The organism is Flavivirga aquimarina, from assembly GCF_030540835.1.
GTDB lineage: Bacteria > Bacteroidota > Bacteroidia > Flavobacteriales > Flavobacteriaceae > Flavivirga > Flavivirga aquimarina.
In genome coordinates this window covers 1-22,335 of the sequence record NZ_JAUOEK010000017.1, presented here as the reverse complement: position 1 = coordinate 22,335, position 22,335 = coordinate 1, and the positions used below count along the sequence as shown (strand labels likewise).

The window sequence follows — 22,335 nt, the reverse complement described above, 5'->3', positions numbered from 1 at the left end:
CAGATCCATGAATTTGAACCTCAAATGGAAGATTTGGTCACCATTTTTGAGACAGTTAAGACTATAAAGAAAAGCACTATTAAAAAGGCGATATGATAAAAACAGTACAACGATTAGAATTTGAAAATGTCTTTGGAGATGAGGATCAAAAAGATATTCTTGACTATTTAAAAAGGGTATCACAGTTTTCTTTGCTTAACATTATTGGTTTTAGCAATACTAGACCACAGCCCAATTTTGATAATTTTTTTAGTAATCGAGATGTTCAATGGGATATTATACAGAGAGTCACAAAATATGGTAAAGAAAATCAGATTCCTGAACCACCAGAAGTCGTGTCTAGAGAGACAAGTTTAAAACTTGCGGAAATTATTCTAGCTAATCGAGAAGCTATTTTAAACGATAATGTAAATGATGATAAAGATGCTGATGAGCTTAATCTTTTTAAAGCATTTCTTATTGTCAACAAGGAAGTGAATGAAAAGCAAAACTTTGGTGATGCAGAAGATAACATTAATAAAATGGCTGACATTTTAATCACAATGTCATTTTCTTCTGCTGATATTGGGGTTTATTCTAATATAGATTTAGAATTTGGGAAGGTATTATATACTACGATTGTAAAGTTCGAGCATTTAATCGAATTCCTACAATCAAATGAAGAATATATATATTTAGGCGAAGCTGTTTGTGCATATTTTGATGAAGAAAACCTAGAAACGTTAAATGAACAAGTGAAATTATTATTTGGGACGTTATTGAAATTGAAACATAACAATAGTTATAAGCTGGTTCTTGACAAGCAAAAACACATTAGATTTTTAAACACACTTGCATCTGCTGAGATAGAAGAATCAGAGGATTATACAAATTTGAAGAATTATCCTGTCTATAAAATTAATGATAATACATTTTCGATTATAGACTATTTCTATGTAGTAGATAAGTTCTTCAAGAGTGTAAGATTTATTTTGAAAGATGCTTATAACAGTCACCATAACTTACCGAAAAAAGATGGCTCTTTCTTTAGTTTTTATAACACAAAGTTTTCCGAAGAGTTTCTTATGAAACGAGTTTTAGATGATGTTTTTCATTGGAAATACATGGTAAAACGACAAGAAGCTGCAACAAAAGATAATGAACCTGATTATTATACGCGTCATAATAATAGGATTTATCTTTTTGAAAATAAAGATATTCTTGTTGCTGCGGGTATAAAAAGTTCAGACGATATAGATGAAATCAAAAAGTTATTAAAAAAGAAGTTTCTTAAAGATGGTAGTCGTGCAGTAGGGATTGGTCAATTGGTGAAGTCTATAGAACAAATCGTAAAAAATCAATTTCCTTTTGATGAATATGCGAATAACAAAAAGAACCTTACCATCTATCCAATATTACTTGTAAGTGATAGGGTTTTTGAAATAATGGGAATGAACTATATTTTAAATCAATGGTACATAAAATTAGTAAAGGAAAAATTAGGAGAACAATATAATCCTGGTCTTATTAGAGACTTAACCTTTATTGATATGGATACTTTAATTTATTGGTTGCCTTATCTGAAAAATAAAGATCGTTATTTTAAAGATATCATTGATACGCATCATAAGTCTATGAAAAAGGTTGCCAATATTAATAATCCAAATATTCAAGAGGGTATGCGTCAAGCTAATAAATCCTTTTACAATAGATTATCGCCTATGAGTAACCGGCTTAACAAGTATAAATTTCCATTAAATTTACTTGTAGATAAGTTCAGAGACGTTTTTCCCGAGTAATACTTCAACATTATATGTATTGAGAAGATAAATACACTTTTTAAGATTAGTATATCTATTCTATTTTGAAACTAAGAACCTGCATGTTTAAGGAATGCCCTGAAATCTCTAAATTGGTTTGAAAGAAGAGAGAATTACTTTATGGAATAGAAGGCTGAGTCAAAATTTTTGCAAGGATTGTTTAGGTATAACTCCCAAACTTTTTATAACTCCAAATTCACCAAAATATGATAAAGAACTAGCTTTTCTTTGTTTCTATTATAAGAGGTTCTGAAAACTTTAATCTCAGGTGCTTTAACATAAACTTTAGACAAATCTTCAGAATCAATTATTGTGATTCCCGGCATATCAAATTCCTTTATATATTTAAAGTATTTATCGGCTAGATTATTAAAATTTTTAGCCTCACAGTAGATTCCAATATATTTTTCTTTTAAACCATTGGGATCATAATTTAGTATTGCTTTTTTTAAATGTTTTTTGATAATAGAAGTTGCGAGAGAGTTCAAATTAAACCCTTCAAATATGGTAATGGGAGTGCCTTCTATTTCTTCGATTAAAATATCTAGTTCTCCAATACCTTTACCGGTTTCAGATTTACCTCTCCTTGATTGTTCTTGTGAAATAAAACCACGTTTTATAAGATAAGGCTTAAGTAAAGTATTTAAATAAGTGTTCCGTTCATCTTCGTTCATCTTTTGGAGGGTTATATGTCTTGTTTGTAATTGTGAAAATGCATCAATAAAATCCCGTATTAATAGCCTCTTAGTCTGTTTTGATTTGTATCCGCTTAATATTTCTTTTATTTCGACTCTTTCTGCACTCACTTGACAATCGATATAAGATTTTCCCAAATCTAAAAACTTATATAATGTTTTTTTATCAAATGTATAAGGAGATAAGCTTGAATAACATAAATTGCAATTACAAGCTAACATTTCTCTTAAATCCTCTTTTTTTAATTTTAAATCTTTATGTATTTGATTTAGTTCATGAAGAATTATATTAAATAAGTTAGCCCTAATCTGTCCAGTAACATATAAATAAATTCTTTTTTCAATTCTGTTAGAGTGAATTAAGGCTTTACTATATTCAGTTTTAAAAACAACACCATATTTCCAAAAATTGTTGGACTCTATATAGTTGTTTAATTTACAAATAATCCTCTCTATAATACCTGAAGGCATAAAATCATAATTTATCTGAAATTTCAAAGATTCCGGTGTTTTAAATTCATTTAAGAAGTTGTTACCTTCAATATTTGGAGAAAGTAATGCAGGTATCACATAAGAATTTTTGGAACCAATTACTTTAAAGCAAATATCAAAGTTTTCCATAAATAAAAGAATTTCGTGATGCTTGCCTCTAGGATATTTTTTACCATCCAAATATATTAATAAATCATCTGCGTTAAATAACCCATCATTTTTTTGAACTTCTAAGGTGTGAATTAGTTGGTAAATTGCTTTTGTTAACCAATGTGGGTTAATTATGACAATATTATTTAAACGAAAATCACGTCTTAAATGAATTATGTCGCCAATATCATTTAAATATCCGCTTAGAAAATTGACCAATGAATTATCCTCTACTTTACATATTTCTTTAAAACAATCATATGTGATGTAATCTTTTTTTAAATTTTTTAATTTAGACCTGATATCATCCCAAGATGATGGAAGTCCATCTCCAATATGAGGAAGTTCAGAGATATTTTTTTGTATTTTTTTGATTAAATTATGAATACCTTCTTTAGTAATACAAGAAACCTTGTAAAAGTCAATAATATTTTTAAATTTATCTCTATAACTTGTCTCATCAATATTCTTAACTCTAATATCAGATTTATTCATAACAATAATTACCGGACTATCATTACTGACTCTTTGTATTATGTTTAGCCAATAATCAAAGCTTTCTTCCTCATTGTCCGCTCTAGGTTCCCATATAAATAAGTATAGAGACCTTTTGGTTAAAAAAAATTGATGAGTGGAATACATGATTTCTTGCCCTCCAAAATCCCAAACGTTAATTTTTAGTTCTTTACGAATAAAAAAATTATCATCTATTCTAGAAGGTTCATCTGATATTCTTAGTTCAACTTTAAATTCATCATCAAAGTTTTCATAATGATTAGATAGAGGTTCATAAATTACATTATTTTCGAATATTCTCTCTTCTTCTTGATTCTCATAATCGTATTCAAAATCTCTTACATAGATATTATCAAAATCTTCATTCTTATTGTAAAAAGGATCTCGGGCAGGGAAATAAATATCTTTTTCTATTGTATTGATATTAATACCGTGAGTTGTTGTTTCTTGACCAATCTCAACTTCATATTCTGGATTTTTTAATAACTTCATCAAAGTTGTCTTTCCAACATCACCTTTTCCAACGATTAGGAGCTTGGCTTCAAATAATTTTTTTACATTCCCTCGTTCTTTTATTGAGTCAATGTAAAATTTGACGTATGATAAATTTTTTTCCCAACTTATTTCAGGAGGAAGACCTTCCAGAAATGGATTGTTATGATAAATTATTTCGGTATCTTCATCTAAGAAATCAATTATACTTGGAATATAGTTTAAGATGTTGTTAGATATATTAATTTCTTTATAAGAATAATAAGCACCATATTCTAGATCTATTTCTGTAAGATAATTGTAGCTAATATTTAGTATTTGAATATTAGTTAGTTTTAATAAATCTTTTGGGAATTCGCTAAAATTATTGAAACTTAAATTAATATCGAACAAATAAATCATATCCGATATATCAATTGGAATTTGACTTAGATGCAAGCCACTTAAATCTAGATATCTTAAGTTCTTTTCTTTTGCATTCTGAATTCGTTTAATTGCTGTATCTATATTTTTACTCACTTTGGAATAGGTCTAATAGTCGAAAACTAATTTGATTTTTAATGTACTTAAATATAAATCTATTTTTAATGCGTTTATCCAATGCTTTTAAATAAATATGAAAAATATTCATGAAGCTTGTAAAACTATAACTGTACGTAACACTTACGTACAGTTTTTACGTATCTATTTGTGCTTATTTGTTGGTGTTTGCGTACGCAACATTTTTTAATAAACTGGTTTTCAGAACGGTAAAACAAGTTCTTTTAGACTCATAACCCGAAGGTCACTGGTTCGAGTCCAGTTCCCGCTACTAGAAAAATCAAGGCTTTTGAGAAATCAGGAGCCTTTTTTTATTTCTCTGTACAACATATGTGCAACATTTTGATTATAAAATTTGACATCAAGTAAATTTGCTCACCTTCAATAGCGCCACTTTCTTTTAGCCCTGTTACTAATTTATCTATTTCATTCTCTAAATCATCGAAATACATATAATACAGTTTTGTCTACACAAATATTTATAATAGCCTTATAAAATTATTATTTAACAAGTTTAAGACATAACTTCCTTTTGCATTTCCCCTTTGATCGAATTTTCGCTGCCCATAAGAATGAAAAGGAGAACTCTCTAATAGTTTGTCCAATTTTTGAAATGGAATAAACCATACGCCAGTCATTGGTTTAACTTCTATTATCTTTCCATTCTCAAACTTGATTGCTTGCCAATCAACAGCGAAATATATTTCAATATCTGGATATTTTTCTTTGTATCTATGTCTATCTTTTCCGTTAAAAACAACAGTATATTGTGGGTCATAATTAAAACGTGTCTGCGCTTGAAAAAAAGGTGTGTTCTGGGTTTTTAAGTCTGCTAGTAGGTTCGTTGAAGTGTTTAGTAAATCAGGAGCATAAGGATTATTCTCCTTTTCCGGATTTATTATTAGGTTTAAACTTTTCCCAAACTTATCCACAAAAACTTTTTCTTTTGATGCTCCAGTTTGACACCATACACCCTTATCTTGTAAATCATGTTGTTCAATAACATTTCCATTTATATCAAATAATTTGTAGGCCATAACTTTAATTGTATTTTGACAGAAAAGGTAACAAAATTAATTTGAAAATTACTCTTTTTATCTTTTTTAAGAATTATTATAAAAAGGTTTCTTTTTTAAAAGGAATTATACCATTTCTGATTTAAAAATACTCAAAAAACATTTTAGAGAATAAAGAATTAGCTGCGATAGATATTGCCCTATAGGTTTAATGCCTTTAGATACTAAAACTCGCTTTTGTTAGGTCATCAATCCAAAACGCGTTTCATCTTGAAAGTAAAGATTAACACTATCGTAATTATCTTTATTTAGACTGTCTCTAATATTACTGAACAGACGAGGCAGTTTTTTTAAAGGCCTCTACAGCCTGTTCATCTTTTCTGTGATGTTTTACCTTGTTTGATTAGTAACAAGGCTTTGGGTCTCTGATGTTGCAGAAGTTGGCTCTGATTATTTAGTAGTGATTTTAGTTCAGACTCACTCTCTTTTATTTCTATATCTATTTGTTTTGCTATGTACTATATACAATTTATTGAGTAAATTAAAAAAAGAAATGGTGTGATTATTAGTTATCCGTTATTCAAAATTCTTCATAAATTCAAATGAGGTGAAGTATTTACTGAATTGTGGTCTTGATTTAACTTCATCAAGTACGTTTATCAAATCTTCTGTAGCTCCACGACCTACCATTCTAAATACAATGGTACCCTTGTTAGTTAATAAAGGTATAATGTTTTTTACAAATGTGCCATGATTTTTAATCCAATGAAGCGCTTCATTTGAAAAGATCAAATCAAACTTTTCTTCTAATTTTATAAATCGGGCATCGATGCATTTGAACTTTAAATTGTGATTTGTCGAATGAGGATGTTTTTTTCTCTGCAAGTTTTATCATGTCTATGGATCTATCTATTCCTAGCACATGACCTTTATCTATATTTTTAGCTATTCCCTTTGTAAGTGCACCATCTCCACAACCAAATATCTAATACCCGTTCATCTCCATTGAGGTTTATAGATGATTATTTCTTTCCCCATTCTTTTTGATTAGCAGAATTAGTTTCATAGTCCTCAGCGTTCCAATTATAATTTTTGTTCATGTTCTTTTGTGAGTGTTTTTAGTATTCTACTAGTTCTATTTCAACTCCATTTGGGTCATAGAAGTAGATTCTTTCTCCAGGCTCATAATTTTCATCGATATGAATATTTACATTTAACTCCTTAAGCTTTTCTCTAAAAGGAATTAGACTTTCAACTTCAAATGCAAAATGATTTATGCCATTTATACCATAGTTGGGTTGGTAGTTTCCTTTTTCTTCTGCTTCAAAAAATGACAAATATATTTCTCCAATTCCTAAGTGACAACATCTTACCTGACCAACTTCAGCAAATGCTGTTCCTTCCCACGTTTTTTTAAATCCAAATAATTGATGGTAAAAATCATAACTTTTCTCAAGGTTTGATACGGTAATATTGATATGCTCTATTCGTTTAATCATGATGTTTCTTTTCTGTGGTACATTCGTTTGAAACCCCATTTGAATTTCAAATGGGGTTGTTTAATTTTGGGGTATAGTAAAGACTAAATTATGGTTTATTAATGTAACTTTCTAATACCTTGCCTCCGAATTTTTTTATTAAATTTTGAGCAATGTCAATATTTAGAGCCTGTTCAAAACCCATTATATTCATCTTAATCATTTCATCGTTTTCGGAGGTGAAATAAGTATCCCATTGTAAAATGGTTTGTTCTCCTTTATCTTCTAAGGTGATAATACCTAATGATTGCTGTAAACCTAATATATTTGGCTCTTCGGCTAAAGAGACAAGACCTTTGTTTGGTTCATACCATTTAACAGTTTCACTATGAGTAGTTACTTCTCCTCCTTCTTCCATTGGGAAAAAATGACAAGTATAGTTTGTACATTTATTATCGGCATCGTAGTCGGCATCCAGTTTTTTAAGACCTGAACTATATTCTGGCATACGTTCTAATTTCCCAACTAATGCCCAAACTTCATTAACTGTGGCATCTAGCTCCAGTCTTATTCTATTTCTCAATGGGCTCTTTACAAAATCACTTGCTTTTGGGTAAATTGATGTTGTTTCTTTTTCTGTTTGGATTGTTTTTTTTTCATTCATTTTTACTTTGTTTTGACCATTACAACTCATCATTAATAAGATTGCAGGTACCATTAATAATTGTTTCATTTTATATCTTTTAAGTTAACTTGAAACAAAAATAAATAGAGGGAGTGACAGCCCTATGTCAACTAGGTTGGGGTAATTCATTAATATCTTTTAATAGACTGAAATCTTGTTGAGAAGTAATAGTTGATTTTAAAATTCTATCTAGCCTAAATTGCTTATTACTAAGATGAACAATCATCACGTTTTGTAAAAGAATTATAATAAAACATAGTTATAAATAACATTATAGTGTTTTTATAGTAGTTAGATAAAAAATCTGAGTCATTATATCTACCGGGTTTTTGCGTAAACACTAATTCATAATATTAATATTGTAAAAAACCTAAATCTTTCAAATACCATAGACTAGTGCTTAAACAAATCCATATTATTTTTTATCTAAAACTTGCAGCAGTTGTTGTTTTTGTGGGGAGAGGGTATCAATATCTCTTTTTTGGAGCACCGTTTAGAAGTCTTCTGTGGGATGAGAGTTTATTACAACCTATTGTTGATACTTTTTTTAATAGCTCTTGGAATGAGTATGCAACAAGCATAAAAGTTGATAAATGGATATCTTTTAGTATTATGATAAATGGCATTGTTTTATTTCTAGGAGCATTAGCGAGTGTCTTTATTAAAGAATCCAATAGAAAATTTTTGAAATTCCCTATTCTGTTGGGAGGTATATCATTAGGCTTTCTAGCCTTCTTAACGATGAAAGAAAACTCATATCAAGTGGCGCAATTTTTTGAATTATCTATTCAAATAGGAGTGCCTTTTTTGCTTTTATATGTTACAAGACCTAATATGTCATTTCAATTTTTTATGATCGTATTAAAACTATTGGTCAGTCTTACATTTATTGCACATGGCCTTTACGCTATTGGTTATTATGAGATACCGGGTCATTTCATAGATATGACTATTAATAGTTTTGGTATTACCGAAAATAGAGCTGTACTAATTATGAAAATAGCAGGAACGTTAGATTTTTTAGTGGCTATTTTAATTTTTATTCCTAAGGTGTCCAAATACGCCCTCATTTACGCAGTTATATGGGGCACGTTAACTGCGCTGGCAAGGTTTGTAGCTGCTTATAATCCACAATTCATAGCTGCGTCCTTTCATCAAACGGTGTATTTGGTTTGTTATAGACTTTCACACGGAATTATACCATTATTAATTTTAGTAATTCAGAAAAAACAAGCTCAAAAAGAGAGAAGAAATCTAAAGCTTAATTTTTTATAATATGAAAAAGTTGTTATTATTTATAGTTATTATTTCGCAAGTGATTGCATATGGAAACAATGATAAATATAGGCTTATAATTAATGATGACCCAGCTACCACGATAACTATAGGATTTAACCAAATTTCTGGCACATTACCAACAGTACATTATGGTTTAATCGATTTTGGAACCGATTACACCATGTATCCATATAGCCGTACTGAAGATAGAAGTATTATTTATAGAGGTATGGACAATCGATTTGTTAGATTGACAGGGTTAATACCAAATACAAACTATTATTTTGTAATACATGATAGCGAAGGCACTAGCGAGCGGTTTTGGTTTAAAACGGCATCTAATGATCTTAGTAGATTATCTTTCATTGCAGGTGGAGATTCTAGAAACAATAGAGCCCCAAGAATAGACGCCAATACATTAGTCTCTAAATTGAAACCCCACGCCGTTTTATTTGGAGGCGATATGACCAGAGATGATACCAATTCTCAATGGCAATTATGGATGGACGATTGGCAATATACAACTGCAGATAATGGTAGAATGTTTCCTGTAATTGCAGCTAGAGGGAATCATGAAGATAGCTCAAATGTCATCTATAATTTATTTGATACACCTTCTCAAGACAGTTATTATGCGATAACTTTTGGAGATAATTTAATTAGAGCCTATACATTAAACACAGAAGTTTCTGTATCAGGAGATCAGTTAACTTGGCTTCAAAATGATCTAGAAGCAAATCCTAATACTCGTTGGAAAATGGCTCAGTACCATAAACCTATGCGTCCCCATACCTCAGGTAAATCAGAAGGCAATACCGAATATAATGCTTGGGCACAATTATTTTATGATAAAGGTGTGCGTTTGGTGGTGGATTGTGATTCTCATACAGTAAAAACAACGTGGCCTGTAGAGCCTTCCTCGGCTGCAGGTAACGATGAAGGTTTTATTCGTAATGATTTAGATGGTACTGTTTATGCAGGTGAAGGATGTTGGGGAGCCCCATTAAGAGTTAATAATGATGATAAGTCTTGGACTAGAAATTCAGGATCCTTTAATCAGTTTAAACTCATCTTTATAGATAGTAATGAGATTGAACTTAGAACGATTGTTGTGACACCCAATGCTTCTGAGGTAGATGAGGTTTCCGATAGCAATCCATTTACATTGCCAGATAATCTAGATATTTGGAACCCTTCTGAAGGTGATGTTGTTAAGATTATCCACACATCTATCTTGGGTGTAGAAGATGTTACTACTCTAGCAGAAGTCATAATATCCTCCAACCCATTTAACGACACATTAGAGATTATGATACATTCATTTTCAAAGGAATATTTAACAATCGAGATATTCGATATTAAGGGAGCTAATCTTTATAAAGAAGTTTTCTTGAATAAGAATCAAAGAAAAGTAATTCGACCAAATATCGAAAGCAATGGTATTTATTTCTTGAGACTTACCTCTAACAAAAAGAAACAAAGACTCGTGACGAAGAAAATAATTAAATTATAATCAGTTTCATATCTATGATAACGCGTAGATGTTTTTTCACTTTTAGATGAATTATTTCAGCGTCTTTACTGAAAGAATCTCTAAAAAAGGAGTTTTATATAACATTATGCAAAGCTAGTAGTATCTATATGGTATACGAATTATGTCAAGAAAGTATATGTTAATTTAATTTTACATCATAATTATTTAATCATTACTAAAGACATCTCATTATGAAACAAAAACTACTATTTACGTTAATTTTAATTACTTCAATAACAGTAATTAACGCTCAGACAGTTCTATTCGAAGAAGATTTTGAAAGTTATGCAGACCAGACAGGAATACAAGGTATAGATGCAGTGAACGTTGGAGATTATCCAGCTAGTACCTCCTTTACTATTGATAGTGAAGATCTAGATTTTAGTGACAGTTCAAGTGATTATATAGTTATTTCAAATGACCAGTTAGAGTTAAGAGATTTGGAAGGAGAAGGAGTTATTACCTTTGATGCTGTAGATATTTCTTCGCAAACAGGAAATGTAACCATTAATATTGGAACAGTAGATTTTAATATGAGATCTGCAACTTCTGAATGGGAAACCGATGATTATCTTGATGTCTATTATTCATTAGATGGTGGCGATAATTTTGTTTTAGTACCTAATCACATGGGGAATGGAGATGCAGTTAGCACGTTTATTCTTACTACAACTCCTGCTGAAGGAGCAAGTTTTAATTTTACTTTTTCTGAAGTTATTGATCCCGTTGCCGCAACGTCTTTGATTCTTGAAATTAGAGCTTTTAACGATAGCGGAGATGAAGAGTTTATATTAGACGACATTACTGTGTCTAGAGGAGGAGTCAATTTATATACTCAAGATTTTTCTGGTTTTACAGATCCATCAGGAGCCATAGGCTCAGGGTCTAATCTGAGTAGTAATTCTGGAGACTATCCTACCGTACCTTGGACATTAACTCTTGGTGATGCTGAACAATTAGAAAATTCTGGAGATTTTGTTAGAGTAGGAGATGAGAGTGGCAATAAAGTATTACATTTTAATGATCTTGGCGATAATCAACCTGTAAATTTTGATTTAGATGCTATTAATATTACTGGAGAATCTGATATTACTTTTGGTTTAGATATTAATTTTAGAGAAACCACTTATGAGTCTGAAGATTTTATTGACATATTCTATTCTTTAGATGGTGGTACTACATTTACTTTAGCTCAAGATGATGGTAATGGACATACGTATAGCGGCTCTACAATAGATGGATTTGGCACTAATGAAGATCAAGAATTTGTTCAAACATTATCAGGATTAACAAGTACTAATTTTATTTTAAGACTAGTAGCAAGTAACGATAGTACTAGCGAAGATTATCAATTAGATAACATAAAAGTCGTATCTGGCACGACACTTAGTACAAATGAAAATACATTAACTGGGGTTTCAATTTATCCCAATCCAGTAAAAGGTGGCTTATTAAATATAAAACCTCAGGATAAAGGGAATACAGATATAACATTATATGATATATCTGGGAGAGAAGTTTATAAAACAATATTACCATTAAACAATGTTATCGATATCTCAAACATCCAATCAGGATTATATACTTTAATAGTAGTTCAAGATAACAAAACCTTAAAAAAGAAAATAGTAAAGTAAAAAACTTGCTAATTATATAAGTAGCGATACATGTAAACATGTTTCTAAAGTAAGTTAGATAATTAAAATATAAATCAATTATGAAGGCAGGATTATCATCATAAAACCATGAAATTAAACCACATAAATTTATATTTACGCTGAATATTTTAATATTATAAAACCTAATACATGATGTTTAATAATACGTTAAAAACACTAGTTTTTATTTTTTTCGCCTTGTTATTTGCTTTAACAACAAGTGCTCAACAAAGAGGAAATGGTAACCTATCGGGGGTTGTTGTTGACGAATCTGGTATTCCACTTCCAGGAGCAGAAATTTATACTAAGATAAATAGTGGGTTTGTAGGAGCAACAAGTGATTTTGACGGAAAATTTATTGTCACTAATATTCCAGTAGGAAATCAAAGTTTAATTATAAAATATTTAGGATATAAAGAAAAAAGTATATCCATTACTGTAATCGAAAAAACAACAACAGATATTGGTAAAATACCATTACAACCTGATGTTGAAAGTTTAGACGATGTTATTGTAAATGCAAGATCAAAAGGACAAGTAAGATCATTAAATATTCAAAAAAACTCTGATAACATTGTAAACGTTATTTCATTGGAACAAGCAAGTAAATTTCCCGATTCTAATATTGGTGACGCATTAAAAAGAGTTTCAGGTATTTCGATACAAACAGACCAAGGAGAAGCCAGAAGTGTTAGTGTTCGTGGGTTAGGTTCTGAGTCGACAACAGTATTGGTAAATGGCGATAGAATTTCAGCTACTTCTTTCAATTCTCGATCTGTTGAAGTTGATTTAATCCCAGCCGATGTTATTCAAAATATTGAAGTTACTAAGAGTGCTTCTGCAGATTTAGATGGAGAGGCAACAGGCGGAGTTGTTAATTTAATAACCAGAGCAGCATATAGTAAAGATCTTAAATTTAGTTTGAGATCAAATTACAGTATCACACCCACTTGGGATAAAATAAACTACAATACAGCTATTGGTATCTCAAAAAAGTTCCTTAATGAACGTTTAGGAGTCGCTTTTAATGGGTCGTCAGATAGTAGATCATTCCAATCTAATAATATAGAAATAGATTGGGATTTTGCAGATACAGGAGAAATTGATAATCCTAATGATGATACAAGATTTCTAAATGAATTAGAAGTAAGACGGTATTGGGTAAGAAGAGATAGAAAAAACTTAAATTTAGGCTTAGACTATGAGTTTTCTAAAAACTCATTAATTGGTTTAAAAACGTCTCTGTCTTTTAGAGATGATTTTGAAAACAGGTACCGAACAAGGTATACTAGTATTGATTTTCCTCAAGAATTTACTCCAGACGGTATAGCCATTTCAGAAGGACTTGTTCGAACAGATACAAGAGGAGGAACCAGTGAAGGCAAACCCAATAATTATCGTTTAGACAGAAAAAATGTTTTTAATAACAAACTTTATGGAGAACATGTTATTGGATCTGTTGAAGCAGATTGGAGTTTATCTTATTCTAAGGCCAAAAAAAGAAGAACAAGGCGGTCTATAGATTATCGTGTAATAGAAGGAGAATCAACTTTATTCATCGATGCACGAAACCCTAATCGACCAAGAGTCACTTCAGATATTGAAAATTTTAATGAAAGTGCTGTTTTAGGAAGTATTTCTGAGACATTTCAGAACCTTGATGATGATGCCTTCAAAGGAAGTGTAACACTTAAAATCCCATTTAAAAACGGGTATTTAAAAACAGGTGCTAGATATAGAAGAAATGGACATTCAGAAGATAACAGAAATTTTGATATTGCCCCTATAACTGGAGATATAAATGATTTTGAAGATATAGAGAAAGAAAACTATCATACGAATAGTAGTGAGTTAAATAGCTATGAAGGATTTGATTCTCCAAGTAGAGAGTTTGTAGGAAGCTTAGATATTAATAACCCATTATTGTTTACAACAACAGAAGATTTTGAGTATAATTTTAATAACAGTTACGATGTTGTAGAAAAACGTTCTGCTGCATATATTCAGGGTAAATATGAATTTTCTGAAAATTTCTCTGTAAGAGGAGGGGTTCGTTGGGAACTTACACAAGGAGATTACAACGCTTATGTCTATAATGAAGTAGAAGATGTTATTACCCCAAACAACGTCAATATAGAGTATGATAATCTGTTACCAAGTATAGATTTTAAATATAAAATAAAATCCAATTTAATTGCACGTTTAGCCTATGCAAAAACACTAAATAGACCTACTTACACAAGACTTTTACCAAGAGTCGGGTTTACTGGTGGAGATGCAGACGATATTACCGATAATACTGTTTTAAGATTAGGAAACCCCGATTTAAAACCTCGTATTTCCGATAATTTCGATTTTAGTTTAGAGCTTTATTTGAGAAAAGCTGGGCTTGTATCAGTAGGTGTTTTTCATAAAGAACTTAACAATTTTATTGGGTCAGTTAGTTCATTTGAAACACTCGTAGATGGTAGAGTGCTTGATATTAGACAATTCCAAAACCTTGGCACAGGTAGAATAACAGGTGTAGAATTGGTTTTTCAAAGAGGCTTGGATTTCCTGCCTTGGCATTTTAGAAATTTAAACTTTTATGGTAATATTACCCTGTTAGATTCCGAATTATCAAACTTCACGACAAGTTTAAGTAATACAGTAAGTACAAATTTAAGAGGCAATGAAAAGAGAAATTTAGCAGATACGGCAGATTTTACTTATAATGTGTCTTTAAGTTACAAGGCTAAAAAGGTTGAAGTAACAGCTTCATACAACTCAACCTCAGAATTTATTGATAGCTATGGTATTATTGCGATCCAAGATGAATATGAGGATGAAAAGTCGTTTTTAGACCTTAATGCCAGTTACAGTATAAACTCCAATTTAAATATTTTTTTAGAAGCGAAAAACCTAACCAATCAAGCCTTACGCGAATATGTTGGGGAAAGACAAATTTTGCAAAGAGAAGAATATTATGGCGCTCAATATGTACTTGGGTTTAATTACAAATTTTAAAATGAAAAAGAAAATACTAAATAGCTTCATAGTCTTGTTTTTTGCGAGTTCGATGGCCATAGCACAAACTACCGATGGTCCGTATTTGTTTTATAAGAACGATAGCATTAATACAATAAACATTGTTAATGTTGTTCCTAAGGACACCCTCAATAAAGATTTTGATATTCAGTTTAGACAAGTTCAAAATCTAAAAAAAAATGAAGTGCTATCTTTTACAGTCGTACCTTTTTCATCTAATAAAAATGACGCTTTTAAAGTACAAACACAAACACAATTTGTAAAGCAAAAATCGATATATCCAGAGCCTAAAAAACTTGTTGCCATATCAGATATAGAAGGTAATTTTTATGCTTTTAAAAAAATATTGATTGGTGCTAAAATAATGAACAACAACTACGAATGGATTTTTGGAGAAGGTCATTTGGTATTTGTTGGTGATATTTTTGACAGAGGTAACAATGTAACACAGTGCTTATGGCTTATTTATGAATTAGAACGTCAAGCTGAGTTAAATGGAGGGAAAGTGCACTTCGTCATGGGAAATCATGAAAATATGAATTTAAGAGGTAGCACAAAATACGTTAAGGATAAGTATCTAGACCTTTCTAAAAAATTGAAATTGCCTTATAAAGAAATGTTTGGGAACAATACAGAATTAGGACAATGGTTAAGAACTAAAAACACAGTTGTGAAAATAGGATCAACTCTGTATGTTCATGCAGGTATAAGTATAGATATTATAAACAAAAAATACACTTTGGATGATATTAATGGTATTGCGAAAAAATATTATGGCAACCCTAATAGAAAAGAAATACAAGAATCTTCATTAGTATTTGATACCAAAAGAGGCCCATTATGGTACCGAGGGTATTTTAAAAATGATATAGGAAATAAAGGAATCTCAAAGATTCTTGAGCACTTTAATTCAGAAACCATTGTGGTAGGTCATACGGTACAAAATAAAATTAAAACGTTCTTTAAAAATAGAATTATTGCTATTGATTTAAAACATCCTAGAAACTCTAGAGATGGTGTAGTAAAGGTCTTATTGAAGGAGAATGATATTTTTTATATTGTTGATGAAAATAACAATCATGAAAAATTATTTTAATAATGATCATAAGGGTTCTTTAATTATTTTTATCTTTAGTTCCTAACTCAATGTCATTCTAAATGATTAATTCTCTCTTTAAATTAATATTTAGCCTAACTTTCTTTACGCTCTATTTAATCCTATGCCATACAAGCCAATTATATGCTCAAGAACAAAAAGATATTAAACAAAATATCATAAGTAAAGGAGATGAGTGGAGTTATCACGATGAAAATTATTTAGATAATAAAGATTGGATTGAACAACAATTTCTTCCAGTATCCGACTGGAAAACAGGTAAAGCACCGTTAGGCTATAGTATGGACGATTTAGGTACCATTATAGGCTTTGGGAAAGACTCTGTAAATAAAACGCTTACGTCTTATTATCATAAAACATTTTTCATAGAAAGGGCATCAGATTTTTATGCTTATAATCTAAATATAAGAAGAGATGATGGCGCTATTGTATACCTAAATGGTAAAGAAGTGTGGCGAACTAACATGCCTAATATTAATAAAATAGAGAATACAACAAAAGCAGCAGAAAGGGTAGAAGGAAGTAGTGAGCATGAATTTCATAATAAAGTTTTATTTCCAAATAATTTCTTAAATGGCATAAATATTATTGCAGTAGAAATTCATCAAATAAAAGGAAGGACTTCAGATTGTGTTTTTGATTTAGAATTATCTGGAACCAATGATATAAGTTATTTAAAAGCGTTTTTATCCAATCAAGACAACCAAAATATAGAACTTAAAAATGAAATAAAAGACCTCAATTATAAAATTGAGATTGAAAAACAGGATAAAGAACTAAATAGCTTAAAAACAAGAAAAACTATAATAGATATCATACTTATTATTGCCATAGTAGTGTTACTAATTGGAGCTATATTTATAATACTATTAATTAAAGATAAAATTAAAGCTAAAGACAATATCCGAGATTTAAAAGAATCAGTCATGCTTAAGGAGAAAGAATTATTAAACCTGTCTTTAACTAATATTCAAAGTAAACAACAATTAGAACTCATACACGAAGATTTAAACGCGATCATAAAAAAGAATGAAACCCTTGATAATAAAAATGTGGTATCTGGTTTAAAAACCTTAAACAAAATGATCGATCAGAATTTAAATCAAGAAGATGAGTGGTTAGAATTACAAAGACATTTTAATTTAGTGCACTCAGGTTTTTTTGATCGCTTAAACAAAGAATACCCTTCATTAGCACAAAGCGAACTAAGACATTGTAGTTTGATAAAACTGCATCTTTCAACTAAAGAAATAGCAAAGTACCTTCATGTGAGTCCAAAATCTGTACAAGCTTCAAGGTATAGGATAAAAAAGAAAATGCAGCTTGACGAATCTGAAGATTTAAAAAGCTATTTACTAAACTATTAAGCCGCTAATGTACCGATACATAAAAGGCATTTCTTATAAGTTTTAAAATAAAATTCTTTATCTAAACCTGTTTTTTTACATAATTTTATAAGACGAGTAGCTTAATAGTACTAAAATAAAAACTGATAGGAGTTATATAACCTACATGGCAACCTTGTTATCTGCATTTAGTTCGACATTTGTAATTGACTCACTAAAATATCAATACAATATGAAAAGTAATAAAATACAATTAGGATTTATAGCAATAGGCGTATTCTTTTTTGCTTCAATTCTGTTTTCTTGTACAGACGACAATAATGATTTTGTCCCAATACCTGTTATATTAGATTTTGCTCCCGATGCAATTACTCTAGGAGATACAATTAATTTGATAGGAGGTAATTTTAAGCAAAATATATCTGAAAATGAAGTAAATTTTTCAAGTGCATTAAATGGAACGTCATATACTATTGATGCTGTTGCAAAAGTGTTAGAAGCACAAACTAATGTGCTAACAGTTATTGTTCCTATTAATGCAATATCCGGTCCTGTTACTGTAACAGCTGGAGGAAAAACAGGAACAAGTAATATATTAAATATAGACGTCCCAAATTTAACTATAACATCTATAAACCCACCTGCTGCTAACAGAGGAGATACCGTAACACTCTCTGGTGTAGATTTTGGAGATACAATAGATGATAATACCGTTTTATTTGGTACAGAAGCCGCAACAATTGTATCTGCTTCATCAACTGAAATAGAAGTTATTGTACCAGAAAGTCTTTCAGTTGGCCCCTTAACAGTAACATTAACTGTTGCAAGTATAAACCAAGAAACTACTATAGACTTTGAAGTAACAGATATTGTTTCAGTAACCGTGACATCATATAATCCACCAGCAGAAAGCGTAGGTGCAGAGATCACCATTTTTGGAACAAATTTTAGTGAAATTACTTCAGAAAACGAAGTGTCTTTTAACGGTACAAATGCAACTGTTACTGCCGCTACATCAAATGCGCTAACAGTTATTGTGCCAGATGGTGCTACAACTGGACCTATAAGTGTGACTATTGATGGAGAAACCGCAGTTGGTCCAGATTTTACCATCTTATTTGGTTTTACAGAATTGCTTACAATACCTGGCGTAGATACCTCGGCAGACTTTACTAGAGTATTTTGGGTAGATAATTCGGTTGTATATATCACTGGAGAAGATGGAATTTTAATAAAATCTACCGATGCTGGTGCAACTTGGACCTCAATAACGACACCATTAACTGAAAATTTATACGATTCTTTTTGGATTAATGAAATGACAGGGTGGCTAGCACAAAGCGATGGAACAATTCATTCAACAACCGATGGCGGAAGTTCTTGGAACAGTTGGGTAGACGTGGGAGGCATAGCCAATGGAGTAGCTATAGGAGCTTTTTCATTTGTCGATGCCAATACAGGTTGGGCTTCTGGAGATAATGGAATTATCTTAAAAACGACTGATGGAGGTGCTAGTTGGTCTCTACAAGCTGCTGGTCTTTATAACTCTGTAGATTTTGATAATATTTATTTTATGGATGAAAATAAAGGATGGGCTGTTGGAGAACTTGGTACAATTATAAGTACAACTGATGGTGGGAACACCTGGATCGACCAAACAATAACTGAGTTGCAAACTGCCGGAACTGATTTAAAGAGAATTACGTTTTCAGATGCTATGAATGGTTGGTTAGCTGGAGAAGATCTAGAAATATACAACACTACAGATGGAGGAGCTACTTGGAATCCTGTGGCAATTTCTGGTACTTATTCTGATGATTTAAATGATTTAGTCATCGTTAACGATCAATTAATAATAGCTGTAGGAGATGATGGCGGAATAGTTAGAAGTGTTGATGGTGGAGTATCTTTTACTGCTTCAGTATCATCTTTTACTGACGAAAACTTTGATGGCGTAGGAGCTTCACCAGATGGTACAAAAGTTATAGCTGTTAGTGATTTAGCAACTATACTTAGATAATTCAAGAAATTTAAATAATCTAAGGTTCGTATTGAACCAGATTTCTCTAATTATATAAATTATTTGGTTCGACATTTTTCCCATATGTTCTACTAATAAAGAAAAGGGTTTCAAGAAATTGAAATCCTTTTTTACGTAATGGGTATCACATAGGTATAGTATTTCGCTTTATTTCTTCTTAGTTTTTTCAAGTGAAAATTGTCTTAATCATAATGTATATAGGTAATATGGGATTTGGTGCTTAAAAATGCAACTAAGTTGCATTAGTGTGTATTATAAATTATATTTGCAACTAAGTTGTATTAATAAAATTTAAATGATACTGATAAAACAAAAACCTGATACTTTTGGAACTCTCGCAAGTTCATTATGTCTTATCCATTGCGTTGCTACTCCATTTCTTTTTATAGCTCAAACCTGTTCAACAACTTGCTGCGAAGCAACGCCCATATGGTGGCAATCTATTGATTATATTTTCTTAGTTATCTCTTTTTTTGCAATTTATTGGTCTACTCAAACAACTTCTATTAATTGGATTAAACCTTTAATGTGGTTAAGTTGGATTTCATTATTAATAGTAGTTGTGAATGAAAAATTAAAATGGTTTCCATTAGCTGAAGCTATTATTTATATTCCTGCATTTGTTTTAATTATACTACATCTTTATAATAAAAAATACTGTAAATGCGGTACAGATACATGTTGTACAAATGAAAAATAAAGAACACATTGAAATAACTGGAGATAATCATTTTTCATCAAGCATAAAAACACCTTTACGTGCAGATGCATTCGAAAAATCAGATGATGAAAAAATAAAAAGCATAGCACATCATTTTGAAAAGATAATGCAAGAAATGGGACTCGATTTAACAGACGACAGTCTATCTGGTACGCCTTATCGCGTTGCAAAAATGTATATAAAAGAGTTATTCTACGGGTTAAATCCAATTAATAAACCAAAACTTTCAACATTTGAAAATAAGTACGGTTATAAAAAAATGCTTATTGAGCAGAATATCACAATTGATTCTGCTTGCGAACATCATTTTTTACCCATAATAGGACATGCCCATGTAGCATATGTTCCTAAAAATAAGGTGATTGGATTGTCGAAAATTAATCGTTTGGTCGATTATTACGCTCGTCGTCCACAAGTTCAAGAAAGACTAGTTCTTCAAATTCTTAATGATTTGCAAGATGTACTGGAAACAAAAGATGTAATTGTTTCGGTAACAGCTAAGCACCTTTGTGTTTCATCAAGAGGAATAAAAGACCAAAGTAGCTTTACTACAACTTTAGAATACGGAGGTTGTTTTACAGAGATTGCAACCCGTAATGAATTCCTGAAAGTTATTGCACAACAAGCAATATAAAAATGAGATTAAAAGTGTTAGATTTGAAATTACTTTTAGAAAAATATGGAAGCTATCATTACAATTGTTGGTTTTTTAGGAGCAGGGAAAACTACGCTTTTAAAACATTTAACGAACAGTTATATCGATAAAGGTTGGAATCCTTTTATTGTTCTAAATGATTACGAGAATGCAAATCTTGATGCTACGCAACTTACTGATAAGATTGACCCAAAATGGATTAAACCTCTTACTGGTAGTTGTATTTGTTGCAGTGGGATAAATGAGCTGAGAAATTATGTAAATCGAATACCTCAACGAACAAACGGTATTACCCTAATTGAGGCAAATGGCACTTCGGATGCCTGTTCTCTTTTGGAGTTTCTTGGTGTTGGATTACATGATAGATTTTTACCGCCCATACAAGTATCAGTTGTAGATGTTAAAAACTGGCAAAAACGCGGAGAGCACAACGAACTGGAATCAAATCAGATTCAGGTATCATCACTAATTGTCCTTACACATATTAAAAAAATATCAGAGAGTAGACGATTATTAGTTGTTAAAGAGCTAAAGGAACGCAACCCTTTCGCAAAAATATTAACCATGGATGCTATTGATATTACCTTGCTTCCTGAACTCTTACCATCTAAAAACACCGCTAAAAAACTAGAACACCAAAAAGCACATTGGTCTTCATGCTCTACCGATTTACCCACTTTACCAGATATAAATTGTATTTACAATATTTGTGCTATGCTGCCTAAAAGTATTCTTCGGGTAAAAGGCTGTACTAAAATCGGTCAAGAAAAAAAGTATACTTATTTTGAACGAAATCCCGATGGTGAAGTATTTCTTAGGCCGTTTAATGGAGAACCAATAACTGGTGCAAAACTTCTAACTATTGGCCCAGGTAGTGACCCTTCTATTTTAGAAAAAACTATCAAAGAAAGTTTTGTGACAGCAAATTTACGTCTACCAATAAAAACTAATAATTAACGTGAATCTTGGATAAGAATTAATGCAAGATTTATTAGCAAAAAAGGCTGATTTTGAGTAAATTAAAGTGTCAAATTTTAGTTTAACCTCAAAAAACAACCTTTATGCTTAGAGATAAAATTACAGAATTCTTCGTAG

At 30.9% G+C, this 22,335-nt stretch carries 15 protein-coding genes and 1 pseudogene; 11 read left to right on the top strand and 5 right to left on the bottom strand.

The window, feature by feature from the left end; translation table 11 throughout:
- Positions 1 to 92: 92 nt before the first annotated feature.
- Complete coding sequence (locus tag Q4Q35_RS00530; protein WP_303275963.1) at positions 93 to 1,778, top strand: hypothetical protein; 1,686 nt, start codon at positions 93 to 95, stop codon at positions 1,776 to 1,778.
- Between the two features lie 203 nt (positions 1,779 to 1,981).
- Here Q4Q35_RS00530 and Q4Q35_RS00525 read toward each other — a convergent pair whose 3' ends face one another.
- The 5 genes and pseudogenes from Q4Q35_RS00525 to Q4Q35_RS00505 form a co-directional block, all read right to left on the bottom strand.
- Complete coding sequence (locus Q4Q35_RS00525) at positions 1,982 to 4,663, bottom strand: COR domain-containing protein (protein ID WP_303275962.1); 2,682 nt, start codon at positions 4,661 to 4,663, stop codon at positions 1,982 to 1,984.
- A 500-nt stretch (positions 4,664 to 5,163) separates the two neighbouring features.
- Positions 5,164 to 5,721, bottom strand: a complete 558-nt coding sequence (locus Q4Q35_RS00520; RefSeq protein ID WP_303275961.1) for a hypothetical protein — start codon at positions 5,719 to 5,721, stop codon at positions 5,164 to 5,166.
- A gap of 555 nt (positions 5,722 to 6,276) precedes the next feature.
- A pseudogene (locus tag Q4Q35_RS22450) lies at positions 6,277 to 6,622 on the bottom strand (class I SAM-dependent methyltransferase).
- Positions 6,623 to 6,818: 196 nt separating this feature from the next.
- On the bottom strand, positions 6,819 to 7,199 hold the full coding sequence (locus Q4Q35_RS00510; protein WP_303275959.1) for a VOC family protein: 381 nt from the start codon (positions 7,197 to 7,199) through the stop codon (positions 6,819 to 6,821).
- A gap of 88 nt (positions 7,200 to 7,287) precedes the next feature.
- Positions 7,288 to 7,911: an SRPBCC family protein gene (locus tag Q4Q35_RS00505; RefSeq protein ID WP_303275958.1), complete on the bottom strand. Its 624-nt coding sequence runs from the start codon at positions 7,909 to 7,911 to the stop codon at positions 7,288 to 7,290.
- Between the two features lie 348 nt (positions 7,912 to 8,259).
- Here Q4Q35_RS00505 and Q4Q35_RS00500 point away from each other — a divergent pair, with 348 nt between their 5' ends.
- From Q4Q35_RS00500 to Q4Q35_RS00455, 10 genes are all read left to right on the top strand, one after another.
- Positions 8,260 to 9,138 (top strand): hypothetical protein, encoded by an 879-nt coding sequence (locus Q4Q35_RS00500; protein ID WP_303275957.1) that lies wholly within the window; start codon positions 8,260 to 8,262, stop codon positions 9,136 to 9,138.
- Between the two features lies 1 nt (position 9,139).
- The gene (locus tag Q4Q35_RS00495) at positions 9,140 to 10,654 is read left to right on the top strand and encodes a fibronectin type III domain-containing protein (protein WP_303275956.1); all 1,515 of its coding nucleotides are present in this window, start codon (positions 9,140 to 9,142) and stop codon (positions 10,652 to 10,654) included.
- 212 nt (positions 10,655 to 10,866) lie between these two features.
- A complete protein-coding gene (locus Q4Q35_RS00490) occupies positions 10,867 to 12,312 on the top strand; it encodes a T9SS type A sorting domain-containing protein (protein ID WP_303275955.1) in 1,446 nt (481 codons plus the stop codon).
- A 171-nt stretch (positions 12,313 to 12,483) separates the two neighbouring features.
- Positions 12,484 to 15,339 carry a TonB-dependent receptor gene (locus Q4Q35_RS00485; RefSeq protein WP_303275954.1) on the top strand — a complete coding sequence of 952 codons (2,856 nt, stop codon included), beginning with the start codon at positions 12,484 to 12,486 and terminating at the stop codon, positions 15,337 to 15,339.
- Position 15,340: 1 nt separating this feature from the next.
- Positions 15,341 to 16,456 carry a metallophosphoesterase gene (locus Q4Q35_RS00480; protein WP_303275953.1) on the top strand — a complete coding sequence of 372 codons (1,116 nt, stop codon included), beginning with the start codon at positions 15,341 to 15,343 and terminating at the stop codon, positions 16,454 to 16,456.
- A gap of 62 nt (positions 16,457 to 16,518) precedes the next feature.
- Complete coding sequence (locus Q4Q35_RS00475; RefSeq protein WP_303275952.1) at positions 16,519 to 17,844, top strand: helix-turn-helix transcriptional regulator; 1,326 nt, start codon at positions 16,519 to 16,521, stop codon at positions 17,842 to 17,844.
- 211 nt (positions 17,845 to 18,055) lie between these two features.
- Entirely contained in the window at positions 18,056 to 19,843 is a 1,788-nt protein-coding gene (locus tag Q4Q35_RS00470; RefSeq protein ID WP_303275951.1) for a YCF48-related protein, read from the top strand.
- A gap of 316 nt (positions 19,844 to 20,159) precedes the next feature.
- Positions 20,160 to 20,564 carry a MerC domain-containing protein gene (locus tag Q4Q35_RS00465; RefSeq protein WP_303275950.1) on the top strand — a complete coding sequence of 135 codons (405 nt, stop codon included), beginning with the start codon at positions 20,160 to 20,162 and terminating at the stop codon, positions 20,562 to 20,564.
- On the top strand, positions 20,554 to 21,219 hold the full coding sequence (folE, locus tag Q4Q35_RS00460; RefSeq protein WP_303275949.1) for a GTP cyclohydrolase I FolE: 666 nt from the start codon (positions 20,554 to 20,556) through the stop codon (positions 21,217 to 21,219). Before Q4Q35_RS00465 ends, folE begins: the two co-directional genes overlap by 11 nt.
- A gap of 45 nt (positions 21,220 to 21,264) precedes the next feature.
- Complete coding sequence (locus Q4Q35_RS00455; protein WP_303275948.1) at positions 21,265 to 22,197, top strand: GTP-binding protein; 933 nt, start codon at positions 21,265 to 21,267, stop codon at positions 22,195 to 22,197.
- Positions 22,198 to 22,335 lie beyond the last annotated feature (138 nt).